18 protein-coding genes are annotated in these 16,715 nt (G+C 65.9%); 8 read left to right on the forward strand and 10 right to left on the reverse strand.

Going from position 1 to position 16,715, the window contains the following annotated elements; genetic code table 11:
- Window positions 1-104: 104 nt before the first annotated feature.
- Window positions 105-1,385 carry an MFS transporter gene (locus E9229_RS01280; protein ID WP_183509434.1) on the reverse strand — a complete coding sequence of 427 codons (1,281 nt, stop codon included), beginning with the start codon at window positions 1,383-1,385 and terminating at the stop codon, window positions 105-107.
- A gap of 423 nt (window positions 1,386-1,808) precedes the next feature.
- Between E9229_RS01280 and E9229_RS01285 the strand changes: the two genes are divergently transcribed.
- Window positions 1,809-2,279, forward strand: a complete 471-nt coding sequence (locus E9229_RS01285; protein ID WP_183509436.1) for a Fur family transcriptional regulator — start codon at window positions 1,809-1,811, stop codon at window positions 2,277-2,279.
- Between the two features lie 13 nt (window positions 2,280-2,292).
- Window positions 2,293-3,789 (forward strand): catalase, encoded by a 1,497-nt coding sequence (locus E9229_RS01290; RefSeq protein WP_183509437.1) that lies wholly within the window; start codon window positions 2,293-2,295, stop codon window positions 3,787-3,789.
- Window positions 3,790-4,291: 502 nt separating this feature from the next.
- Here E9229_RS01290 and E9229_RS01295 read toward each other — a convergent pair.
- On the reverse strand, window positions 4,292-4,456 hold the full coding sequence (locus E9229_RS01295) for a hypothetical protein (RefSeq protein ID WP_183509438.1): 165 nt from the start codon (window positions 4,454-4,456) through the stop codon (window positions 4,292-4,294).
- A gap of 108 nt (window positions 4,457-4,564) precedes the next feature.
- The gene (locus tag E9229_RS01300; protein ID WP_183509439.1) at window positions 4,565-4,966 is read right to left on the reverse strand and encodes a hypothetical protein; all 402 of its coding nucleotides are present in this window, start codon (window positions 4,964-4,966) and stop codon (window positions 4,565-4,567) included.
- A gap of 12 nt (window positions 4,967-4,978) precedes the next feature.
- Between E9229_RS01300 and E9229_RS01305 the strand changes: the two genes are divergently transcribed.
- Together E9229_RS01305 and E9229_RS01310 are read left to right on the forward strand one after the other, a co-directional pair.
- A complete protein-coding gene (locus E9229_RS01305) occupies window positions 4,979-5,116 on the forward strand; it encodes a hypothetical protein (protein ID WP_183509441.1) in 138 nt (45 codons plus the stop codon).
- A gap of 337 nt (window positions 5,117-5,453) precedes the next feature.
- The gene (locus tag E9229_RS01310) at window positions 5,454-5,633 is read left to right on the forward strand and encodes a hypothetical protein (RefSeq protein ID WP_183509443.1); all 180 of its coding nucleotides are present in this window, start codon (window positions 5,454-5,456) and stop codon (window positions 5,631-5,633) included.
- Window positions 5,634-5,992: 359 nt separating this feature from the next.
- On the opposite strand, the gene E9229_RS01315 is transcribed toward E9229_RS01310, so the two are convergent.
- From E9229_RS01315 to E9229_RS01335, 5 genes are all read right to left on the reverse strand, one after another.
- Window positions 5,993-7,390 (reverse strand): FAD-dependent oxidoreductase, encoded by a 1,398-nt coding sequence (locus E9229_RS01315; protein ID WP_183509444.1) that lies wholly within the window; start codon window positions 7,388-7,390, stop codon window positions 5,993-5,995.
- Window positions 7,391-7,596: 206 nt separating this feature from the next.
- Window positions 7,597-8,829, reverse strand: a complete 1,233-nt coding sequence (locus tag E9229_RS01320) for an amidohydrolase (protein ID WP_183509446.1) — start codon at window positions 8,827-8,829, stop codon at window positions 7,597-7,599.
- Window positions 8,830-8,878: 49 nt separating this feature from the next.
- Entirely contained in the window at window positions 8,879-9,607 is a 729-nt protein-coding gene (locus E9229_RS01325; RefSeq protein WP_183509447.1) for a hypothetical protein, read from the reverse strand.
- Between the two features lie 30 nt (window positions 9,608-9,637).
- Window positions 9,638-10,393, reverse strand: a complete 756-nt coding sequence (locus tag E9229_RS01330) for a DUF5058 family protein (RefSeq protein WP_183509448.1) — start codon at window positions 10,391-10,393, stop codon at window positions 9,638-9,640.
- A 27-nt stretch (window positions 10,394-10,420) separates the two neighbouring features.
- The gene (locus tag E9229_RS01335) at window positions 10,421-11,689 is read right to left on the reverse strand and encodes a M20 family metallo-hydrolase (RefSeq protein ID WP_183509450.1); all 1,269 of its coding nucleotides are present in this window, start codon (window positions 11,687-11,689) and stop codon (window positions 10,421-10,423) included.
- Between the two features lie 202 nt (window positions 11,690-11,891).
- On the opposite strand from E9229_RS01335, the gene E9229_RS01340 reads away from it, so the two are divergent.
- Window positions 11,892-12,908, forward strand: coding sequence for a LacI family DNA-binding transcriptional regulator (locus E9229_RS01340; RefSeq protein ID WP_183509452.1), 1,017 nt, complete (start codon window positions 11,892-11,894; stop codon window positions 12,906-12,908).
- A gap of 140 nt (window positions 12,909-13,048) precedes the next feature.
- Window positions 13,049-13,990, forward strand: coding sequence for an EamA family transporter RarD (rarD, locus tag E9229_RS01345; RefSeq protein ID WP_183509453.1), 942 nt, complete (start codon window positions 13,049-13,051; stop codon window positions 13,988-13,990).
- Between the two features lie 72 nt (window positions 13,991-14,062).
- Here the strand turns inward: rarD and E9229_RS01350 are convergent, their stop codons facing one another.
- Both E9229_RS01350 and E9229_RS01355 read right to left on the reverse strand, forming a co-directional pair.
- Window positions 14,063-14,374: a hypothetical protein gene (locus tag E9229_RS01350; RefSeq protein ID WP_183509454.1), complete on the reverse strand. Its 312-nt coding sequence runs from the start codon at window positions 14,372-14,374 to the stop codon at window positions 14,063-14,065.
- A 73-nt stretch (window positions 14,375-14,447) separates the two neighbouring features.
- Window positions 14,448-14,792, reverse strand: coding sequence for a WXG100 family type VII secretion target (locus E9229_RS01355; protein ID WP_183509456.1), 345 nt, complete (start codon window positions 14,790-14,792; stop codon window positions 14,448-14,450).
- A 255-nt stretch (window positions 14,793-15,047) separates the two neighbouring features.
- Between E9229_RS01355 and E9229_RS01360 the strand changes: the two genes are divergently transcribed.
- Both E9229_RS01360 and eccD read left to right on the forward strand, forming a co-directional pair.
- A complete protein-coding gene (locus tag E9229_RS01360) occupies window positions 15,048-15,347 on the forward strand; it encodes a hypothetical protein (RefSeq protein WP_183509457.1) in 300 nt (99 codons plus the stop codon).
- 7 nt (window positions 15,348-15,354) lie between these two features.
- Window positions 15,355-16,701, forward strand: a complete 1,347-nt coding sequence (gene eccD, locus E9229_RS01365) for a type VII secretion integral membrane protein EccD (protein ID WP_183509458.1) — start codon at window positions 15,355-15,357, stop codon at window positions 16,699-16,701.
- Window positions 16,702-16,715 lie beyond the last annotated feature (14 nt).

The following is a 16,715-nucleotide window of genomic DNA, read 5'->3' on the forward strand; positions in this document are numbered from 1 at the left end:
CCTCGTGTGCCCGCCGGCGTCGGTACCGTCGGGGCCCTTATGGGGCCCCCTCTATCAGCATCAACGCACCACGGGCTCCGGCTGTTCCCGTGGCCTTCCCCATCTTAGGGCCGCGGATCCCGCGCGTCATAGCGCAGGAAGCCCGGCTGCCAACGCATCAAGACGGTGGCCAGCAAAATGCAGGCCAGCCCTCCCAGCGCCAGCGTCCAGCCCTCGCCGATGCCGCTTGCCACCCCGCCGGAAAGGATCTCCCCCACCCGAGGACCGCCGGCCACCACCACGATGAACACACCCTGCAGCCGACCGCGCAAATGGTCCGGCGTCGCGGTTTGCAGGATCGTGGTGCGGAAGACCGAGCTGATCGCATCGGCTATGCCGGCCCCTGCCATGCAGGCGGCCGCGGGCCAGATCCAGGCGTTGGCGCCTCCGCCCGGCGGCAGCCCGGTGCCGCGGGCCATGATCACCACGACGCCGAAGGCGAGGATGCTCAGCCCCCAGGCACACACCGAGATGAATACAGCCCTGCCTTGATGGTGGATCCGGCCCAGCGAACCGGAGAACAGGCCGGCCAGGAACGCGCCCATCGCCGTCGCGGCCAGCAGGATGCCGACGGTCAGCTCGTCCCCGCCGATCAAGACCGCCCCGATGGCCGGGAGCAGCGCCCGGGGGGCGGCCATGATCATGGCAACCAGGTCGATGAAGAACGTCATCCGCAGGTTCGGCTGCGTCCCCAGGAACTTGAAGCCGTCAACGACCGATCGGAGCCCGGCCTTCACCCCGGCACCGACCGGGGGCAGGGAGGGCAGACGGTAGACCGACCAGACGGCGGCCGCGTAGGTGACGACATCGATCGTGTAGGTCCAGCCGTAGCCAATCCTCGCCACCAGCAACCCTCCGAGCAGCGGTCCAACCATCATCGCAATGCCGAAGGTGACCATGTTCAGCGAGTTTGCCGCCGGTAGCAGCCGTGCGCCGACGATGGCCGGGATGATGGCCCCGCGCACCGGCTGATTGATGCCCCCGGCACCCGAGTGGATGGCGACCAGCCCGTAGAGCACCCACACGTTGTCCACCTGCAGCCAGGCTTGGGCCGCAATGCCCGCGGTGGCGGCCCAGAGCACGATCGCCGAGCCGAGCGCGACCTTTCGCCGGTCGTGTGCATCGGCGATGGATCCGCCGTAGAGCCCGGCCAACACCAGCGGCACCAACGCAAAGAGGCCCAGCAGTCCGACGTGGAAGGAGGAGTTGGTGAGTTTGTAGATTTCCAGGCTGACAGCGACCAGCGTCAGCTGGCTGCCCACGGCCGAGAGCGAGTTACCGATCCATAATCGGCGGAATGCCGGGCTCTCGCGCAGCGGGGTCAGATCGGCTAGAAGTCGGGGCATCGGACGAGTCTAGCGACTGGGCTCAGCAAAACCGTGCTTGCTTTCCGTGCCGTGCCGCCATTGACCCTGCTTCCACCGCAGCGGAAAACCTGTGTCGGGGCCGCGTCAATCAACCCGGCCAGAGGCCGGGCATGTCCGGTCGCTGGCTTCGGGGACGCAGCCGTATTCCACGGGGGACGAATTCCCGGACTTCATGGGCGCCGAGCCCCGGATCCGTTCCGGATCTAAGGCACCGGTCCATGGCTCCGGTTCCATGCACCGCCTACTGGACATCAAACGGATCCATGATCACGAAACCATGTTCCAGCCCAATCACAACATGCTGGCGTAACACCACGTCAGAATGGTCCAACCAGATATTTCGAGGAGTTCATCATGAATTAATCGCGCCTTATCTTGACTTCATCAAAATAAGAGGATGAAATGAATGTCATGGACTTCCCAGCACAATTACGCGACCACGGCCTGCGGGTAACCCGCCAGCGCCTGGCCGTGCTCAACGTGCTCGAAAACCATCCGCACTCCTCGGCTGATGCTGTCATCACCAAGGTCCACTCCGAGTTGCCGGATTTGTCCATGCAGTCGGTCTACAACGTACTCAACGACCTGACCGGACTGGGCCTGCTGCGGCGGTTCACGCCCCCTGGCTCGGCGGCACTCTACGAGACGCGGGCGAACGACAACCACCATCATGCCGTATGCACCGCCTGCGGGCGTATCGAAGACGTCGACTGCGCGGTGGGCCACGCCCCCTGCCTGACGCCCTCGGATTCACACGGCATGACCATACAAATTGCCGATGTCCTGTACCAGGGCACCTGCGAAGGCTGCCGGAAGGCGGAGGCTGAAAAGGCCGGTTCCGCCCCACTGCAGAAGATTGATCAACCACACTAAGAAGGAGAATCTCTTGACCGAGAACTTCACCACCACCCAGAGCGGTGCTCCGGTCGCCAGCGACGAGCACTCGCTGACCACCGGCCCGGACGGCGTCACCGCCCTCCACGACCGCTACCTCGTCGAAAAGCTGGCCTCGTTCAACCGCGAGCGCGTGCCGGAGCGCAACCCGCACGCCAAGGGCGGCGGAGCATTCGGTGAATTCACCGTCACCGAAGACGTTTCGAAGTACACCCGTGCCGCTGTTTTCCAGCCGGGCGCCACCTCCGAGACGCTGCTGCGCTTCTCCTCCGTCGCCGGCGAGCAGGGCTCCCCCGACACCTGGCGCGACGTGCGTGGCTACGCACTTCGCTTCTACACCACCGAGGGCAACTACGACGTCGTCGGCAATAACACCCCGGTGTTCTTCATCCGCGACGGCATCAAGTTCCCGGACTTCATCCACTCGCAGAAGCGCATGGGCGCCTCCGGCCTGCGCAACGCCGACATGCAGTGGGACTTCTGGACGCACTCCCCGGAATCCGCACACCAGGTCACCTACCTGATGGGCGACCGCGGCCTGCCGACCTCGTGGCGTGAAATGAACGGCTACGGCTCGCACACCTACCAGTGGATCAACGCCGAAGGCGAGCGCTTCTGGGTCCAGTACCACTTCATCTCCCGTCAGGGTGTCCACAACATGGGAGCCGAAGAGGCAGAGAAGATCGCCGGCGCCGACGCCGATTTCTACCGTCGCGACCTGTTCGAGAACATCGAAGCCGGGAACTTCCCGACCTGGGACGTCAAGGTCCAGATCATGCCGTACGAAGAGGGCAAGACCTACCGCTTCAACCCGTTCGACATCACCAAGACCTGGTCGCACAAGGATTACCCGCTGATCCCGGTGGGACACTTCACGTTGAACCGCAACCCGCAGAACTTCTTCGCCGAGATCGAGCAGGCAGCGTTCTCCCCGTCGAACCTCGTTCCGGGCATCGACATCAGCCCCGATAAGATGCTGATGGCCCGCGTGTTCTCCTACCCGGATGCACAGCGCAACCGCATCGGCACCAACTACAACCAGCTGCCGGTCAACCAGCCGCACGCGGCAACCGTGCGTACCTACATGCACGAAGGTGCCATGCAGTACCACTTCAACGATGCAGACGCCCGCGTCTACACCCCGAACTCCTTCGGTGGCCCGGCTGCTGACGCGGCACGCGCCGGCGAAGGCAGCTGGGAAACCGACGGCGAGCTCGTCCGCTCGGCGCAGACCCTGCGCTCGGAAGACAGCGACTTCGGCCAGGCCGGCACCCTGTACCGCGAGGTCTTCAGCGCAGAGTCCAAGGAGCGCTTCCACGCCACCTTGCTGGGCCAGTGCGGCGGCATCTCGATCGAGTCCATCCGTGAACGCTTCTTCCAGTACTGGACGAACGTGGATGCGAACCTCGGTGCAATCCTGCGCGCCGGCTGGGCAGCCGGGCTCGAAGGCGCCAAGGACGGCGCGGCCGAAATGGCCGGAAAGCACTAGTTCCACGGCCCTATGACAGCGGCCCGCATCCCCGTCCAGGGGATGCGGGCCGCTGCTGTCTGGAGCCGGGAGGCGGAATCGTCGCTACCAGGTCCTCCGGCTCTTCGAAGCGGATTAGCCCTCGTGGCGCAGGCGTCCCGTCAACCGGTCATCCGGGGCGTCGCAGCCATTTTCGTCATTGCCCGGAACATCAGCGCTCTGCGACCGCCATCCAGCCGACAGCTCAAACCCCAGGTTCGACTGTCGACTCGACCTCGCCGCGGAGCATCGACCTGTTCCAGCGCGGGGGCGGCGGGTCTCCCGTAGCCGTGGCGTCGTTCGACGCCGGGGATTCCGGTGCTGCCGGTGCCGAACTGCCGGTGTTGCCAGTTCCGGCGCCGCTGCCACACTCGTGGGCGGGTCCAGCTGACCGCCGGCAGTCCGATTCCCACGGCTCCTACGACACCTTGGAGCATACTGCCGGAGCCCACCGCGCTACCGGCACCAGATGCCGCGCTGGATATCAGGGTGCTGCCGGCGCGAGCGCACTGGTGGCCGCGCCCGGCGTTGCGCCGGTCATCGAACCCGCTGCTTGCCACCCGCCGAATAACGACAGGGGGCCAAGGAACAGGGTTGCGATGATGCCGAGCATGGAGACACCCACGTCATCGACCTGCCCTTGGCACATTCATCCAGGTGATCGCCCACCTTTCAGCCTTCCGGGCGTTGAGTCCCGCACGCGCAAAGGATCCAAGCTGGGTGGCGAAGATGGCGTAATTTCCTGCGCCGATCGCAGTCACGGCGGCAGGGGATGGAAGATAGGCATGACGCAGTCCTCCGCGGGAACGCACGCCAGGGCGGAGCTGGCGTTGGCGGAAAAGCCAAGCAGCGGGGATATCGCCACCGGCTTCGTCCCGGCAACCTCGGAGTACCAGAACACCGGCTGCCAGCGTTCGGGAAACAATCTGAAGGCTGTGGACACCACTCCGAATTCGTCCATGATCGGCTCGGCGTGCTCATCCGCCCCGCCGAAGGCCTCGATCTCGTTGGTCGGCAGCTGCTTGTTGCCCGTGTTGTTGGCATAGGTCAGCCGGGAAACTGCAGTGCAGAGGCAGATGCGGAAGAAACTGTCGGGCCCGCCGTCAACGCCGATGATGGCAAAGACCTTGGCGAACCCCTCGGCCGCCCGGGCAACCACGTGGTGCCTGTCATGAAGCTACCCGAAAGCCTGGCCGCCTTCGGACCTGCCCGTGGTGATGAGCTCGGCATCGCGTGGACCCAACTCTTCCGCTTTCCCTGCGTGCGCATGCCGGTCTCCGTTTTCGGCCCGGACCTGCAGCAGGAGTAGCCTGCGGCTGATGGGCGCCCGGTTCGGGCCTTTCCGGCCCGCCGGAAAAGAACGGGCATTGCGCGTCATGTTCCGCGTACCCGAGCCTCTCAACGGGCCTGAAAGCACGGGAAATTCCAGCTCGGTCCGGCACCCGGGATCGCGGTGGTCTGCTTCACGCTGGCTGCCGGCGGCGGAGCCAGCATGACGGCCGGCGCCGTGAAGGTGATCGACCCTGTCCCGAACCGCCGGTCTGGCCCGGATCCTGATCCAGAACGCCCGTTCCACCGATGCGGTGCGGGTGCTGGCTCGCCAACGGGCCGCTCACGGCACGGGGATAAGTGAGGCGCTCGCAGACGTGTGTTCGTTCTTTGCCATCGACCAGCCGGCGGACGTTCAGGAGCTGGTGCTCGCCCTCACCGAGAAGCGGGTGCGCGAATCCTACGCCGAGGTTCCCGACACGGGCAGGAACTGCCTGATCGCCATCATCCGGCATCCGTTGCCTGCTCGTGACGTTGTCTCCTGCTGTGGGCCGTGACGGCGGAGGTCGGAGCCCTCACCGTGAGCGGCCTGCCATGGGGCCACGGCGACGCACCGCGGCGACCGGCTCATGGATGCTGATGCGCCGCAACGCTGAATCCTTCTTCGTCGTGAACCGAAACCGGTGGACCTCGAGGCGATGCTCCTGGGCTATGGCTGTCTGTGCGACCTGATTCAGGTCCGGATTCGGGTCCGGATGGACGGCGAACCGCTGCAGGTCTGCCCGAGGAAGCCATCCCGCTACTCACCACGCCCTGGGCGCCAAGCTCGTCGGCGCCACTCGGATGCGCGAAGAGCCCGTGGCCTCCCTCTTGGGGAGAGGGAGGCCACGGGCCCTTGGCTCATCCGGGGAGGAGGCTAGCCGCGCGAGATTTCGACCATTTCCGCACGGTCGACGACCTTCACCCGAGTGCGGGTGATGTCCCCGGCCGGGGTCCCGATCGTTCCGGCAGCGGTTCCGAGACCGATCTCGTGGGCGTCCAGCTTCAGCCAGCCCTCCCACGTGGTGTACTGCACGCCACGTGATTCGAGCAGCTCGATGATGGCGCTTTCACTTGGGTGCTCGGCCGCCGGCAGTGCCAGCCGGTCTTCGAGCAGGTTACCGATCGTTTCCAGTGCATCGCCCTTGGTGTGCCCGATCAGGCCCACCGGTCCGCGCTTGATCCAGCCGGTGGCATACAGGCCCGGAACGTGGGTTCCGTCGGCACCCAGTACGCGTCCGCCCTCGTTGGGGATCACGCCGCGGCGCTCGTCGAATTCCAGCTGGTCCAGCTCGGAACCGAAGTAGCCGATGGCGCGGTAGACGGCCTGGACCGGGTAGTCCAGGAATTCCCCGGTCCCCCGGACGTTGCCGGTGCCATCCAGTTCCTGGCGTTCGAATTTGATCCCGCTGACCCTGCCGTCTTCCCCGATGATCTCGACCGGGTTGTGCAGGAAGTGCAGGTGCAGGCGGCGTGAGGCGCCGGTGTCCTGTTCCTCGACCAGCCAGTTGGTCAGCGTGTTGACCATGGTCTTGATCTGGTTGTTGCTCTTGATCGCGGCATCGGACGCCTCGTCGAACTCGAAGTCCTCCGGGTAGAGCACGATGTCCACGTCCCGGCTGTGGCTGAGCTCGCGCAGCTCCAGCGGGGTGAACTTCACCTGGGCCGGGCCGCGGCGCCCGAAGATGTGCACGTCGGTGACCGGTGAATCCTTCAGCCCCGCGTAGACGTTCTCCGGGATCTCGGTGACCAGCAGGTCCTCGGCGTGCTTGGACAGCACCCGGGCGACGTCCAGCGCCACGTTGCCGTTGCCGATCACCGCGATTTCCTTGGCCTCCAGCGGCCATTCGCGCGGTACGTCCGGGTGTCCGTCGTACCAGGAAACGAAGTCCGCTGCCCCGTAGGAGCCCGCCAGGCCGATGCCCGGTACCTCGATGGCCGCGTCCTTGATCGCACCGGTGGCGAAGATGACGGCGTCGTACATCGAACGGATGTCACTCAGTGTCAGGTCGCGCCCGTAGGTGATGTTGCCCAGGAACCGGATGTCGCCGCGGTCCAGCACCTTGTGCAGCGCGTTGACGATGCCCTTGATGCGCGGGTGGTCCGGTGCCACGCCGTAGCGGATCAGTCCGTAGGGGGCCGGATAGGCATCGAGCAGGTCGATGCTGACCTCGAACTCGCGCTCGGCCTTCGTGAGGATATCGGCAGCGTAGACGCCTGCGGGGCCGGCGCCGATGATGGCGACGCGGAGCGGGCGAGCGGCTGTTTCAGACACGAGGAGGTTCCTTCCGGAGAATGTTCGGCTGCGTGCAGAAAATAACACACGACTCCCTAGTCTAATTGTTGCTCCCCCGCATCGGCGAAACCTTGTGTCCGTTTTCACCACCGGCCGCTGCCAGCGCCATGGCAGCCGGGCCTCGAAGCCATCACAGGTGCCCGGCGCACGCCAGCGCACCGGACACCCATCCTCGGCGTTGGCCGCTAGCCGGCGTGGCCAAGCTTCGAGAGCAGCGCCGTCAGCGCGGCCCGGACCCCGGTGGCGAGCGTGGGGTCGAGGTCCGGGGCGAACTCCGGCGAGTGGTTGCCCGCCACGTCCCCGCCGTCAAGGCGATCCTGGCCGAAGGCGCCGAACATCCAATAGACCGACGGGACCCCCAACGCCTGGGCCAGAACGCCGAAGTCCTCGCTGCCCATCACCGGCGGAACCACGTTGACAGCTTCCTCCCCCAAGACCCCGTGGAAGGCTGTGACGAGCTCGGCGGTCGTCGCCGGGTCGTTGTAGCACTCGGGGAAGGTCGAGATTTCCTCGATGACCGGGGCCGGAGCGCCCGAGGCGTCCGCCTCCGCGGCAATGATCCGACGCAGTGAACCCAAGACCCTTTCACGCACCTTTGGATCGAAGTTCCGCACGTTCAACGTGAACTCGGCCGAGCCCGGAATGATGTTTTCCTTCAGTCCACCGTGGAAGGTTCCGATGGTAACGACAGCGGACTTCATCGGGTGCACTTCGCGGGCCACAATCGTCTGAATGCGCACGATCATGTGCGCACCGAGCACGATCGGGTCAATCGACTGCTCCGGCTGGGATCCATGGGCCTGCTTGCCCAGGACCGTGACCTTCCAGGAATCGGCCATGGCCATGGCCGTCCCGGAGCTGATGTTCAGCGTGCCGGCCAGACCCGGCCAGACGTGCTGGCCGTAGATGACGCTCGGCTTCGGTGCCTTATCCCACAGCCCGTCCTCGATCATGGCCACCGCGCCCTCGGCGGTTTCCTCGCCCGGCTGGAAGATGAAGACCACGGTGCCCGACCAGCTTGACGTATCCTCGGCCAGCAGCCGCGCGGTGGTCAGGGCGACCGCCATGTGGGTGTCGTGGCCGCAGCCGTGCATGACCGGGACGTCGCTTCCATCGGGCAGGGTCCCGCGCACCGTGCTGGCGCGGGCAAGCCCGGTATCCTCGGCGATCGGCAGTCCGTCGGTATCAGCACGGTAGGCCACCACGGGCCCCGCCCCGTTGCGCAGGACCCCGACGACGCCGGTGCCGCCGCACGGGAAGGCCTCGAAGCCCATCTGGGCCAGTTCGGCGAGGATGAACCCTGCCGTCTTTGATTCCTGCATGGAAAGTTCAGGGGTTTCATGCAGGTGCCAGTAGGTCTCCTCCAGCTGCCGGATATGGGTTGCCGTGAGCTCGGGAATTACCGTGAGGGTGTTCATGGGGGGTCCTGCTTTCTGGTGGTGGATTCTTCTCTGTGCCCGGTCGGTGTCAGTTGACCAGCGGGCCCTGCTTCGCTTCGACGCTCTTGTTCCTCAAGAACCAGGCCAGGACCGCGGTCAGCAGCACCACGACGCCCGTGGCCATCTTTGCCAATACCGGCACCATCGGAACGAGCACGAAGAGCACGAGCACCGCCACGACGATGGCGATGATGGTGACCCTCGGCTGCTTCACCGTGACAATCAGCTGCACCAGCACGCCACCGATGATGCTCGGAAAAATGTACAGCCGGGCCACGTTGATGATGTCGGCGGGGATGACGCTGAGCAGCCAAGTGCCCAGCAGGCCGACGAAGATCAGCATCGACAGCACGTGGACCATGGCGGCTCCGCAGATGGCCATCAGCGCCGCGAATTCGCCGCGTTTGGTTCCGGCTTTGGCCCCGATGGTCGCCTGGGCAACGAGGGCCGAGGGCAGAAGCTTGTTGGCGATGTTGCCGATCATGAAGGCCTGGTACATGCCGGCCGGGCCGAGCACCGGGAAATAGGTCAGCGGTTCGACGATCCACAGCACCGAGAAGGCAGCGGCCACGGCGAAGTAGGCGGTCCAGACCATGGCAGGGGCGATGCCGAGGTCAACGAAAGTGACCAGGTAGATCGGAGCGGCCAATGAGAGCAGCAGCGCCGCGCTCATCGTGGCACGTCCCCAGCGGGACGTGGTCCGGTCGAATTCTTCGATGGATCCGGAGGTTGCTACCCCGGCGAGATTAACGGACATGTGCATGATTCCTTTCGAGGTCCGGGCGGCCTAGGCCGTCGGACCCATGCCGGAGGTATGGGCGATGAAGGCGACCAGGAGTCCGGTCATGATGGAGATGCCCAAGCCCCATTCGCGCAGCCAGAGGGTGGAGGGTTTCCGTGCCAGCAGCAGGCAGATCGCCATGGTCGCCGCCGAAGCCAGCACCGAAACGATGTGGATTTGCGTCTTGCCGAGTTCGGCAATGCCCAGGCTGGCGAAGGCACCGATCAGGGCGGCAGCGGGAACGATGGCCATGAGCGCCGGGTTGACCTTCCGGAGCTTGGAATCGCCGCGCTTGAGGATCGGGGTCAGGATGAGCGTGGAGATCATCCAACCGGCACCGGACAGGCTCATGGCCATGAATGCCACGACGAACACGGCCTGTGTGTAGTCGGGACCACCCAGGGTTGCCCCCATGGTCTCGGCGGCGATGCTCGCCGAGGCCGACTCGGTGGCGGCGGATCCGACCAGGCCGATCCGCACCAAGACCGCCGGCGTTCCGAAGAGCGTCAACAGGGCGATGCTCACCAGGACTACTGCCAGCGACGGACCGACCGCTGCCACGGCTCCGGCCCGGAAGGAAACCTTGAGTTCGGCCTGGGAGATGTCGGCCGCGGCCCCGGCTTTCCGGGCTGCGCGCATGTAGACCAGGGACTGCAGGATGATGGCGGCAAAAACGCCCAGGGCCAGGATCCAAAGGATCGGCATGTTGGCAATGGCCAGGATGTCCGTGGACGACCCGACTGCGGGTAGTGCTGTTTTCATGGATACTCCAAGGGGGAAGGACGGGGACTACCGGGTGGGTTCCAACTGGTCGAGCTTCATGAGGGTCTGGGCCAGGGCGGCGACGCCCGTGGAAATGTCCTTCAGATCGGACCATTCCTCGGGGCAATGGCTCTTGCCGCCGCGGGACGGGACAAACAACATGCCCATCGGGGCTATCGATGCCAGATGGGCGGCATCGTGGGTTGCCCCGCTGGGCAGGGCCATCCAGGGCAGCCCGGAGGCGTCGATGGCTTGGGCCATGACGTCCTGGATGCCGCGGTGTGCCGGGATGACATCATTGTCGGTCGACCAGTCGAAATCGACCTCGACACCGGTTTCTCGGGCCTTGAGCAGGATTTCCCGGGTGAGGCGGCCGCGCACGCCCCGGAGCCACTCGCCGTCGACGCTGCGCACCTCGCTGAGCATTCGGATCCGGGAGGGCACCACGTTCGTCGAGTGGGACGCCGATTCCAGGGCCGTGGTCGTGGCCACTGCGTGGTTGGGTGCTCCACAGGCCTCGCGGCGCACGGCCAGCACGGCCTCGGCCGCTGCGACCATGGCGTCCACCCGGTCGGTCATGGACGTGGTGCCGGCATGGTCGGCAGCGCCGGCGAACGTGGCGACCATCCGTTCGATGCCGGTGATCGCGGTGACGATGCCCAACGGGAGCTTGTTCGTCTCCAGGGTGGGCCCTTGCTCGATGTGGAGTTCAACGAAGGCGTGCGGACGTCGAGCCGATGGCCAGACCGATCGGATCACCTCGTCGGGGTCAAGCCCGAAGCTTGCGTAGCGGCCGCCCAAGGTGTCCCCGGCACCGTTCGTCCGGGCGAGATCTGCGGCGTCGAGCTGCCCGGCAATGGAGCGGCTGCCCAGGCAACTGAGGCCGAATTCATTTGATTCCTCGCCGAGGAAGTCAACGACGAGCAGGTCTCGGGTCAGCCGGGACCCCGATTCGCGGATGCTCCGGGCCGCTTCGATGGCACCCATGACGCCGACGATGCCGTCAAAGCGGCCGCCGCCATCGACCGTGTCCGTGTGTGATCCGGAGACCAGCGGCGGAGCCAGTGGATTGCTTCCGGGCAGCCTGCCGATGATGTTTCCGGCGCCGTCCCGGTGGACCTCGAGCCCCGCACCGGACATGGTCCGGGCGACCATGGACCGGGATACCCGATAGGGATCGCTGAAGACCTCTCGGCTCCAGCCGTCCCTGCCGGTATCGCGGTAACCGGAAATCTCGGTCAACGACCGGGCCAGCCGTTCATCGCTTTCGGTACGCACCAACGTCGATTCGAACATGGCTTCCCTTCGATTGTGCGCAAACGATTGCATTCGAGTGTGACACGAATCAATATGCCTTAGATCACAGTGAATTCAAAGTAGTCGTTCCTTTGCTAAGCGAAAGCCAGCGGCTTCCGCCATGTTTTCGCAATCCATTGCCCTACCGGCGGCCGCCGCAGCATCATGGATCTAACAGAATCATTCTTGAGGAGCCGCCACCATGAACGAGCCGCCGCAGCCCCCGAAGCGCGTCACTCTCGCGACGCTCGCGCACCATGCCCAGGTTCATGTTTCCACCGTTTCCCGGGCCCTGGGTCCCGATCCGTCCGGGATCAGTCCGGAAACCGCCAACAGGGTGCGGGAGCTGGCCCTGGCACTGGGCTACTCAAGGGACATCGGCGCCGCTGGGCTCAGGACCGGCAGCTCCCATCTCATCGGGGTCCTCGTTCCTCGCCTGACCGATACGGTCCTTGCCGCAATCTACGGAAGCATCGACGAGGCGGCCAGCCGGGCCGGATACGACACCGTGGTCGCCAACACCCTGGATGACCCGGCACAGCGCCGCTCGCGGCTCGATGCGATGCTGTCCCGGCGCATCGACGGCGTCATCATTGCCGATTCCCACCTGGGGGACACGACTGCCTATGAGCTCGGCGCCAGGGGCATTCCCTACGTCCTGGTGATGCGCAAGCTCCAGGGCCATGCCTCGGTGGGCATCGACGACGAGTTGGGCGGCCGGCTGGCTGCCGAACACCTGCTGGACCTCGGGCACCGCCGGATCGCAGTGATCGCCGGAGACCCCACTGTCAGCACCGGCATCGAACGCACCCGGGGATTCCTCGCCGCCTGCGCCGAGGCCGGATTCCCCGTGGCCCCGGAGCTGGTCGTCACCACGGCGGGCTTCGACGTCGGGGGCGGGCTAGCCGCGGCAACCCGACTGATGGCCCTACCCGATTCGCCCACGGCCATTTTTACTGTGCACGACCTGCTGGCCTTCGGGGCAATGGGCGCCATCCGCAATGCCGGAAAACGGTTGGGCACGGATGTCGGACTGGTCGGATACAACGACATGGACCTTGCAGCGACCCTTCCAACGCCCCTGACCTCCGTGCGGTCCGAACTCGACGAAATGGGCAGGCTCAGCATCGGGATGCTGCTTCAGCAACTGGCCGGCGGCAATCCCGAATCGGTGCTGTTGCCACCACGCTTGATCGTGCGCCAGACGACCGTTCCCTGATCCTTCGACCAGTTCCCCGGATGTAGGCTGGACACCGGAATAGCGGCAGGGCGCCTGCCCGCCGGTTTCCGGCCCGGGCACACGCCCGCCGCCCACGAAAGACCCGGAATGGAAGTCATGTCCCAGCTGTTGATTCGAGCATGAGCCGCACGGAAACCACTACGGGCATTACCCGGCCCCAGGCAAGCGAGCACAACAAGGGACTCGTCCAGGGGCTGAGCGCCTATGGTTTGTGGGGTCTGCTTCCGCTGTACTTCGTCGCCATCTCGATCGCCTCGCCGGTGGAGATCGTGGCCAACCGGATCGTCTGGTCCATTGTCTTTTGTGCCCTCCTGCTCACCCTTACCCGCGCCTGGCCGCAATTCATCGCCCTCGCCAAGGACCGCGGTGCCGTGGCGAAACTGGCCCTCGCCGCCTTCCTCATCGCGATCAACTGGCTGACCTACACCTTCGCAGTGCTCAACGGGCAGGCGGTGGAGGCCTCACTGGGCTATTTCATGAACCCGCTGATCTCTGCGGCGCTCGGCGTGCTGGTGCTCAAGGAGAGGCTCACCCGGTTGCAGTGGACCGCCATGGGCTTCGGTTTGGGCTCCGTGGTGGTGTTGTTCATCGCCTATGGCAAGATCCCCTTCATTGCCCTGGCGCTCGGCTTCTCGTTCGGGCTCTACGGCCTGATCAAGAACCGGGTGGGCCGAACCGCCACGGCGCTCACCTCGCTGACCATGGAAACGGCACTGCTTGCCCTGCCCGCCGCGGCGGTCATGGCCTGGCTCATGGCGCGGGGCGAATCCACCGTTTTCACCGCCGGACCGCTGCACCTGTGGCTGATGATCGCCGGCGGAGTCCTTACGGCAGTCCCGCTGCTGCTCTTCGGCGCATCGGCGCGCCGGCTCCCGCTGAGCCTGGTCGGCGCCCTGCAATTCATCGCCCCGATCCTGCAATTCGCGATTGCCGTCATTGTCTTGGGCGAACCGATGCCGCCGGAACGCCTGGCCGGGTTCTCGCTGGTCTGGGTGGCCGTCATCCTGGTCTGCGTGGACCTGGCCCGGCAATCCAGACGCCGGGCCACCCTCGCCGCCTGAACCGGTCCCGCACGCCGAACGCCCCGTGGATTCCACCTGGATTCCACGGGGCGTTCGGCGTGCGGGTGTGGATCAGATGGCGTCGATGATCTTCGAGACCTGGTTGCTTGAGTCCTGGGCCGTTACCTGGTTGTCGGCCAACAGCTTCCGGGCCCGACGGACCAGTTCCAGGGTGTCACCGGCGGCGGTGACCCAGGCGTTTTCCTTGGTGTCGTAACCTTCTCGGCTGTTGCTGTCCTCCCAGTTGTCGGCAACGAACTTCTTCTGCTGTTCACGGTCGCCGATGATGGTTTCGATCCGTCCCGCGATGCGCAGGACATCTCCTTCGATGCGGGCCGCGTGTGCGGTGTCGAAACCAATCGTGTCTTTATCGCCCTTGGCCATGATGTGGGGGTCCTTTCAATGCGGTCCGCGCGGACCGGGGTGTTTGGGGGAAGTCTGGTGAGCGGACGGGGACTTAGAGCCCGCCGTTGAAGCCCTTGATCTGCACGCCTGCCGCCGCGCCCTGCGCCGAGCGGCCCTCGTCTTCCATCTGGTCATCCATCTGGATGTAGGCCTGCGCCGTCTTCGCCTGGCCGGCGTTGATGGAGGCCAGCGCGCGGATCAGTTCCTGCTGGACGCGATTGGATTCGGCCATGAAGTTGCGGTAGGACACGGCGCCGTTACCGGAGAAGCTGCTTTCCAGGTCCTCGACGCCGTCTGTCAGCTCCTGGACCAGGATCAGCAGTTCGCTGCCGGAGGCCTCCGACTGCGATACGGCATCGCCCATGGCCGGTACGTTCATTTTTCCCTTGAAACTCATGTGCGTCGTTCCTGCCTCTCCATGAAGGGGCGTGCCCCCTTCCCTGCCGTGCGTTAATGAACCGGGCCGCTGGGTTTCCAGCGGCACCCCGGGTTAATCCAATCGAACTCCGATCCACGCTTCGGGTCAAGCGGACAGCATGGGCAGAACTACCCACCGGCGCGTAAGGGGATGCCGCGCAGGTTCCCTATGCTGGAATGATGGGGTGGGGAGTGCAGACCGGCACCCCGGCCAGCAGAGCAAGAAGGAGCGCCGATGGCGACGGAATTCGACAGCCAACTGATCGAGTCTGTCACGGTGCGCCGAAACCGCCTCTCCGATGCCCTGCTCTACGGTTCCAACTCTACCGAGCGGCGTTGGAAGAGCACCGCCCGAAGCTTCGTCTTCAGCATCGTCGCTGCCGCCTTGATAGCGGCGATCTGCGTCGGCGTGGCGTTCGTCGGCAATCTGATGGCCAACCAGCAACGGCAGCAGCAGGAACGCGAACAAAAGCTGAACTCGGCACCGCTGCATGTACCGGCGACACCCGCCTCCACCGATCCGACGGGAATCTGAAAAGCCCATGCCACAGCCCTACACCCGCGTCACGCTTCTGGGCAGGCAACGCCACGTCGACCTGCTGCTGCCTTCAGGGGCCCCTGTCGGAGCCCTCATGCCGCAGATCCTCGACCTGCTCGGCGACCGGCCCGACGGGCGGGTGGGCACCAAGGTGCTGCTGGCAGCCGACGGGACCCCGGTACCCACCAGCCAGTCGCTGGCAGGTGCCGGAGTGCTCGACGGCGCCTGGCTGACCCTGGCCAACCACTACGATGCCCCGCCTCCGGCCGTTGCCTACGACATCTCCGACACGGTGGTCGAGGAGTCGGCCGACCCGGCCGGGCGCTGGAACCGGATCCAGCTCATCACGGCCTCCGGCGTCTTTGCCGTGCTCGCGCTCTGGATCGGGATGGAACTGCTCTTCGGGTCCGTGGCGGCCGAGAGCCGCTGGTGGATCTACCCGGTGGTGGGCGGCGCGCTGCTGGCACTGGGTTCGTCGATCGCCTCGGCCCACAAGCCCGTGGCCGCCACGGTGCTGACCGCCGGCTGGGGCGCGGCCCTGCTCGGACTGCTGCATACCGACACCGGAACGGGCCCGCGGCTGCTCCTGGCCGCCGCCGCCACCACCGTCTTCATCGCGACCCTGGCCACCGTGTCCAGCCGCCCGCGCTCGCTGCTGCTGGCGGCAGCCGTCACCGGTTCGCTCAGTGGGATCTGGGCCGCCGCCGTGCCCTTTGCCGCGTGGGCCTCTTCATCCCCCGGTACCGGATCCCTGGCGGCCGTCGGCGGTCTCGCGGCCATTTGCTCGGTACTGGTCATGGGCCTTCTTCCTTCGATCGCCTTGTCGGTCTCCGGCCTGGCCACCCTGGATGACAGCCGGGCCGCCGGAGCGGTGATCTGGCGCCGCGACGCGCTGGCCGCGCTGCACTCGGCCCACTCCGGTCTCACCCTGTCCACCGTGGCGTCAGCCCTCTCGGCGGCAGCCGGCATGTGGCTGCTCTCCACCGATGCCGCCGCCCCCGCCTGGAGCCTTCCGCTGTTGCTGGCACTGGTGCTCGCCACGCTGCTGCGCTCCAGCGCCTTCCCGATGGCCATCGAACGCCACGCCCTGCATGGCGCCTGTGCCGTGGGAACACTCGGCGGCGTCTTGGCGTTGTCGCGGCTGAACCCGGATCTGCGGGCCCTGGTCGGTGCCGGGGTGCTGGTGCTGGCGCTGCTGATCGGGCTCGGGCTCGCAGTGCGGCTGCCGGCCCACACCGGGGCACGGATCCGACAGGTCGCCGAACGCGTCGAGACCGTGGCCGTGCTGGCCACCGTGCCCCTGATCGCCGGCTACTTCGGCGTGTACTCCCAGATGCTTGCCACCTTCTAGGTCCCCAGGAATCA

This window comes from Paeniglutamicibacter cryotolerans (assembly GCF_014190875.1).
Lineage (GTDB): Bacteria > Actinomycetota > Actinomycetes > Actinomycetales > Micrococcaceae > Paeniglutamicibacter > Paeniglutamicibacter cryotolerans.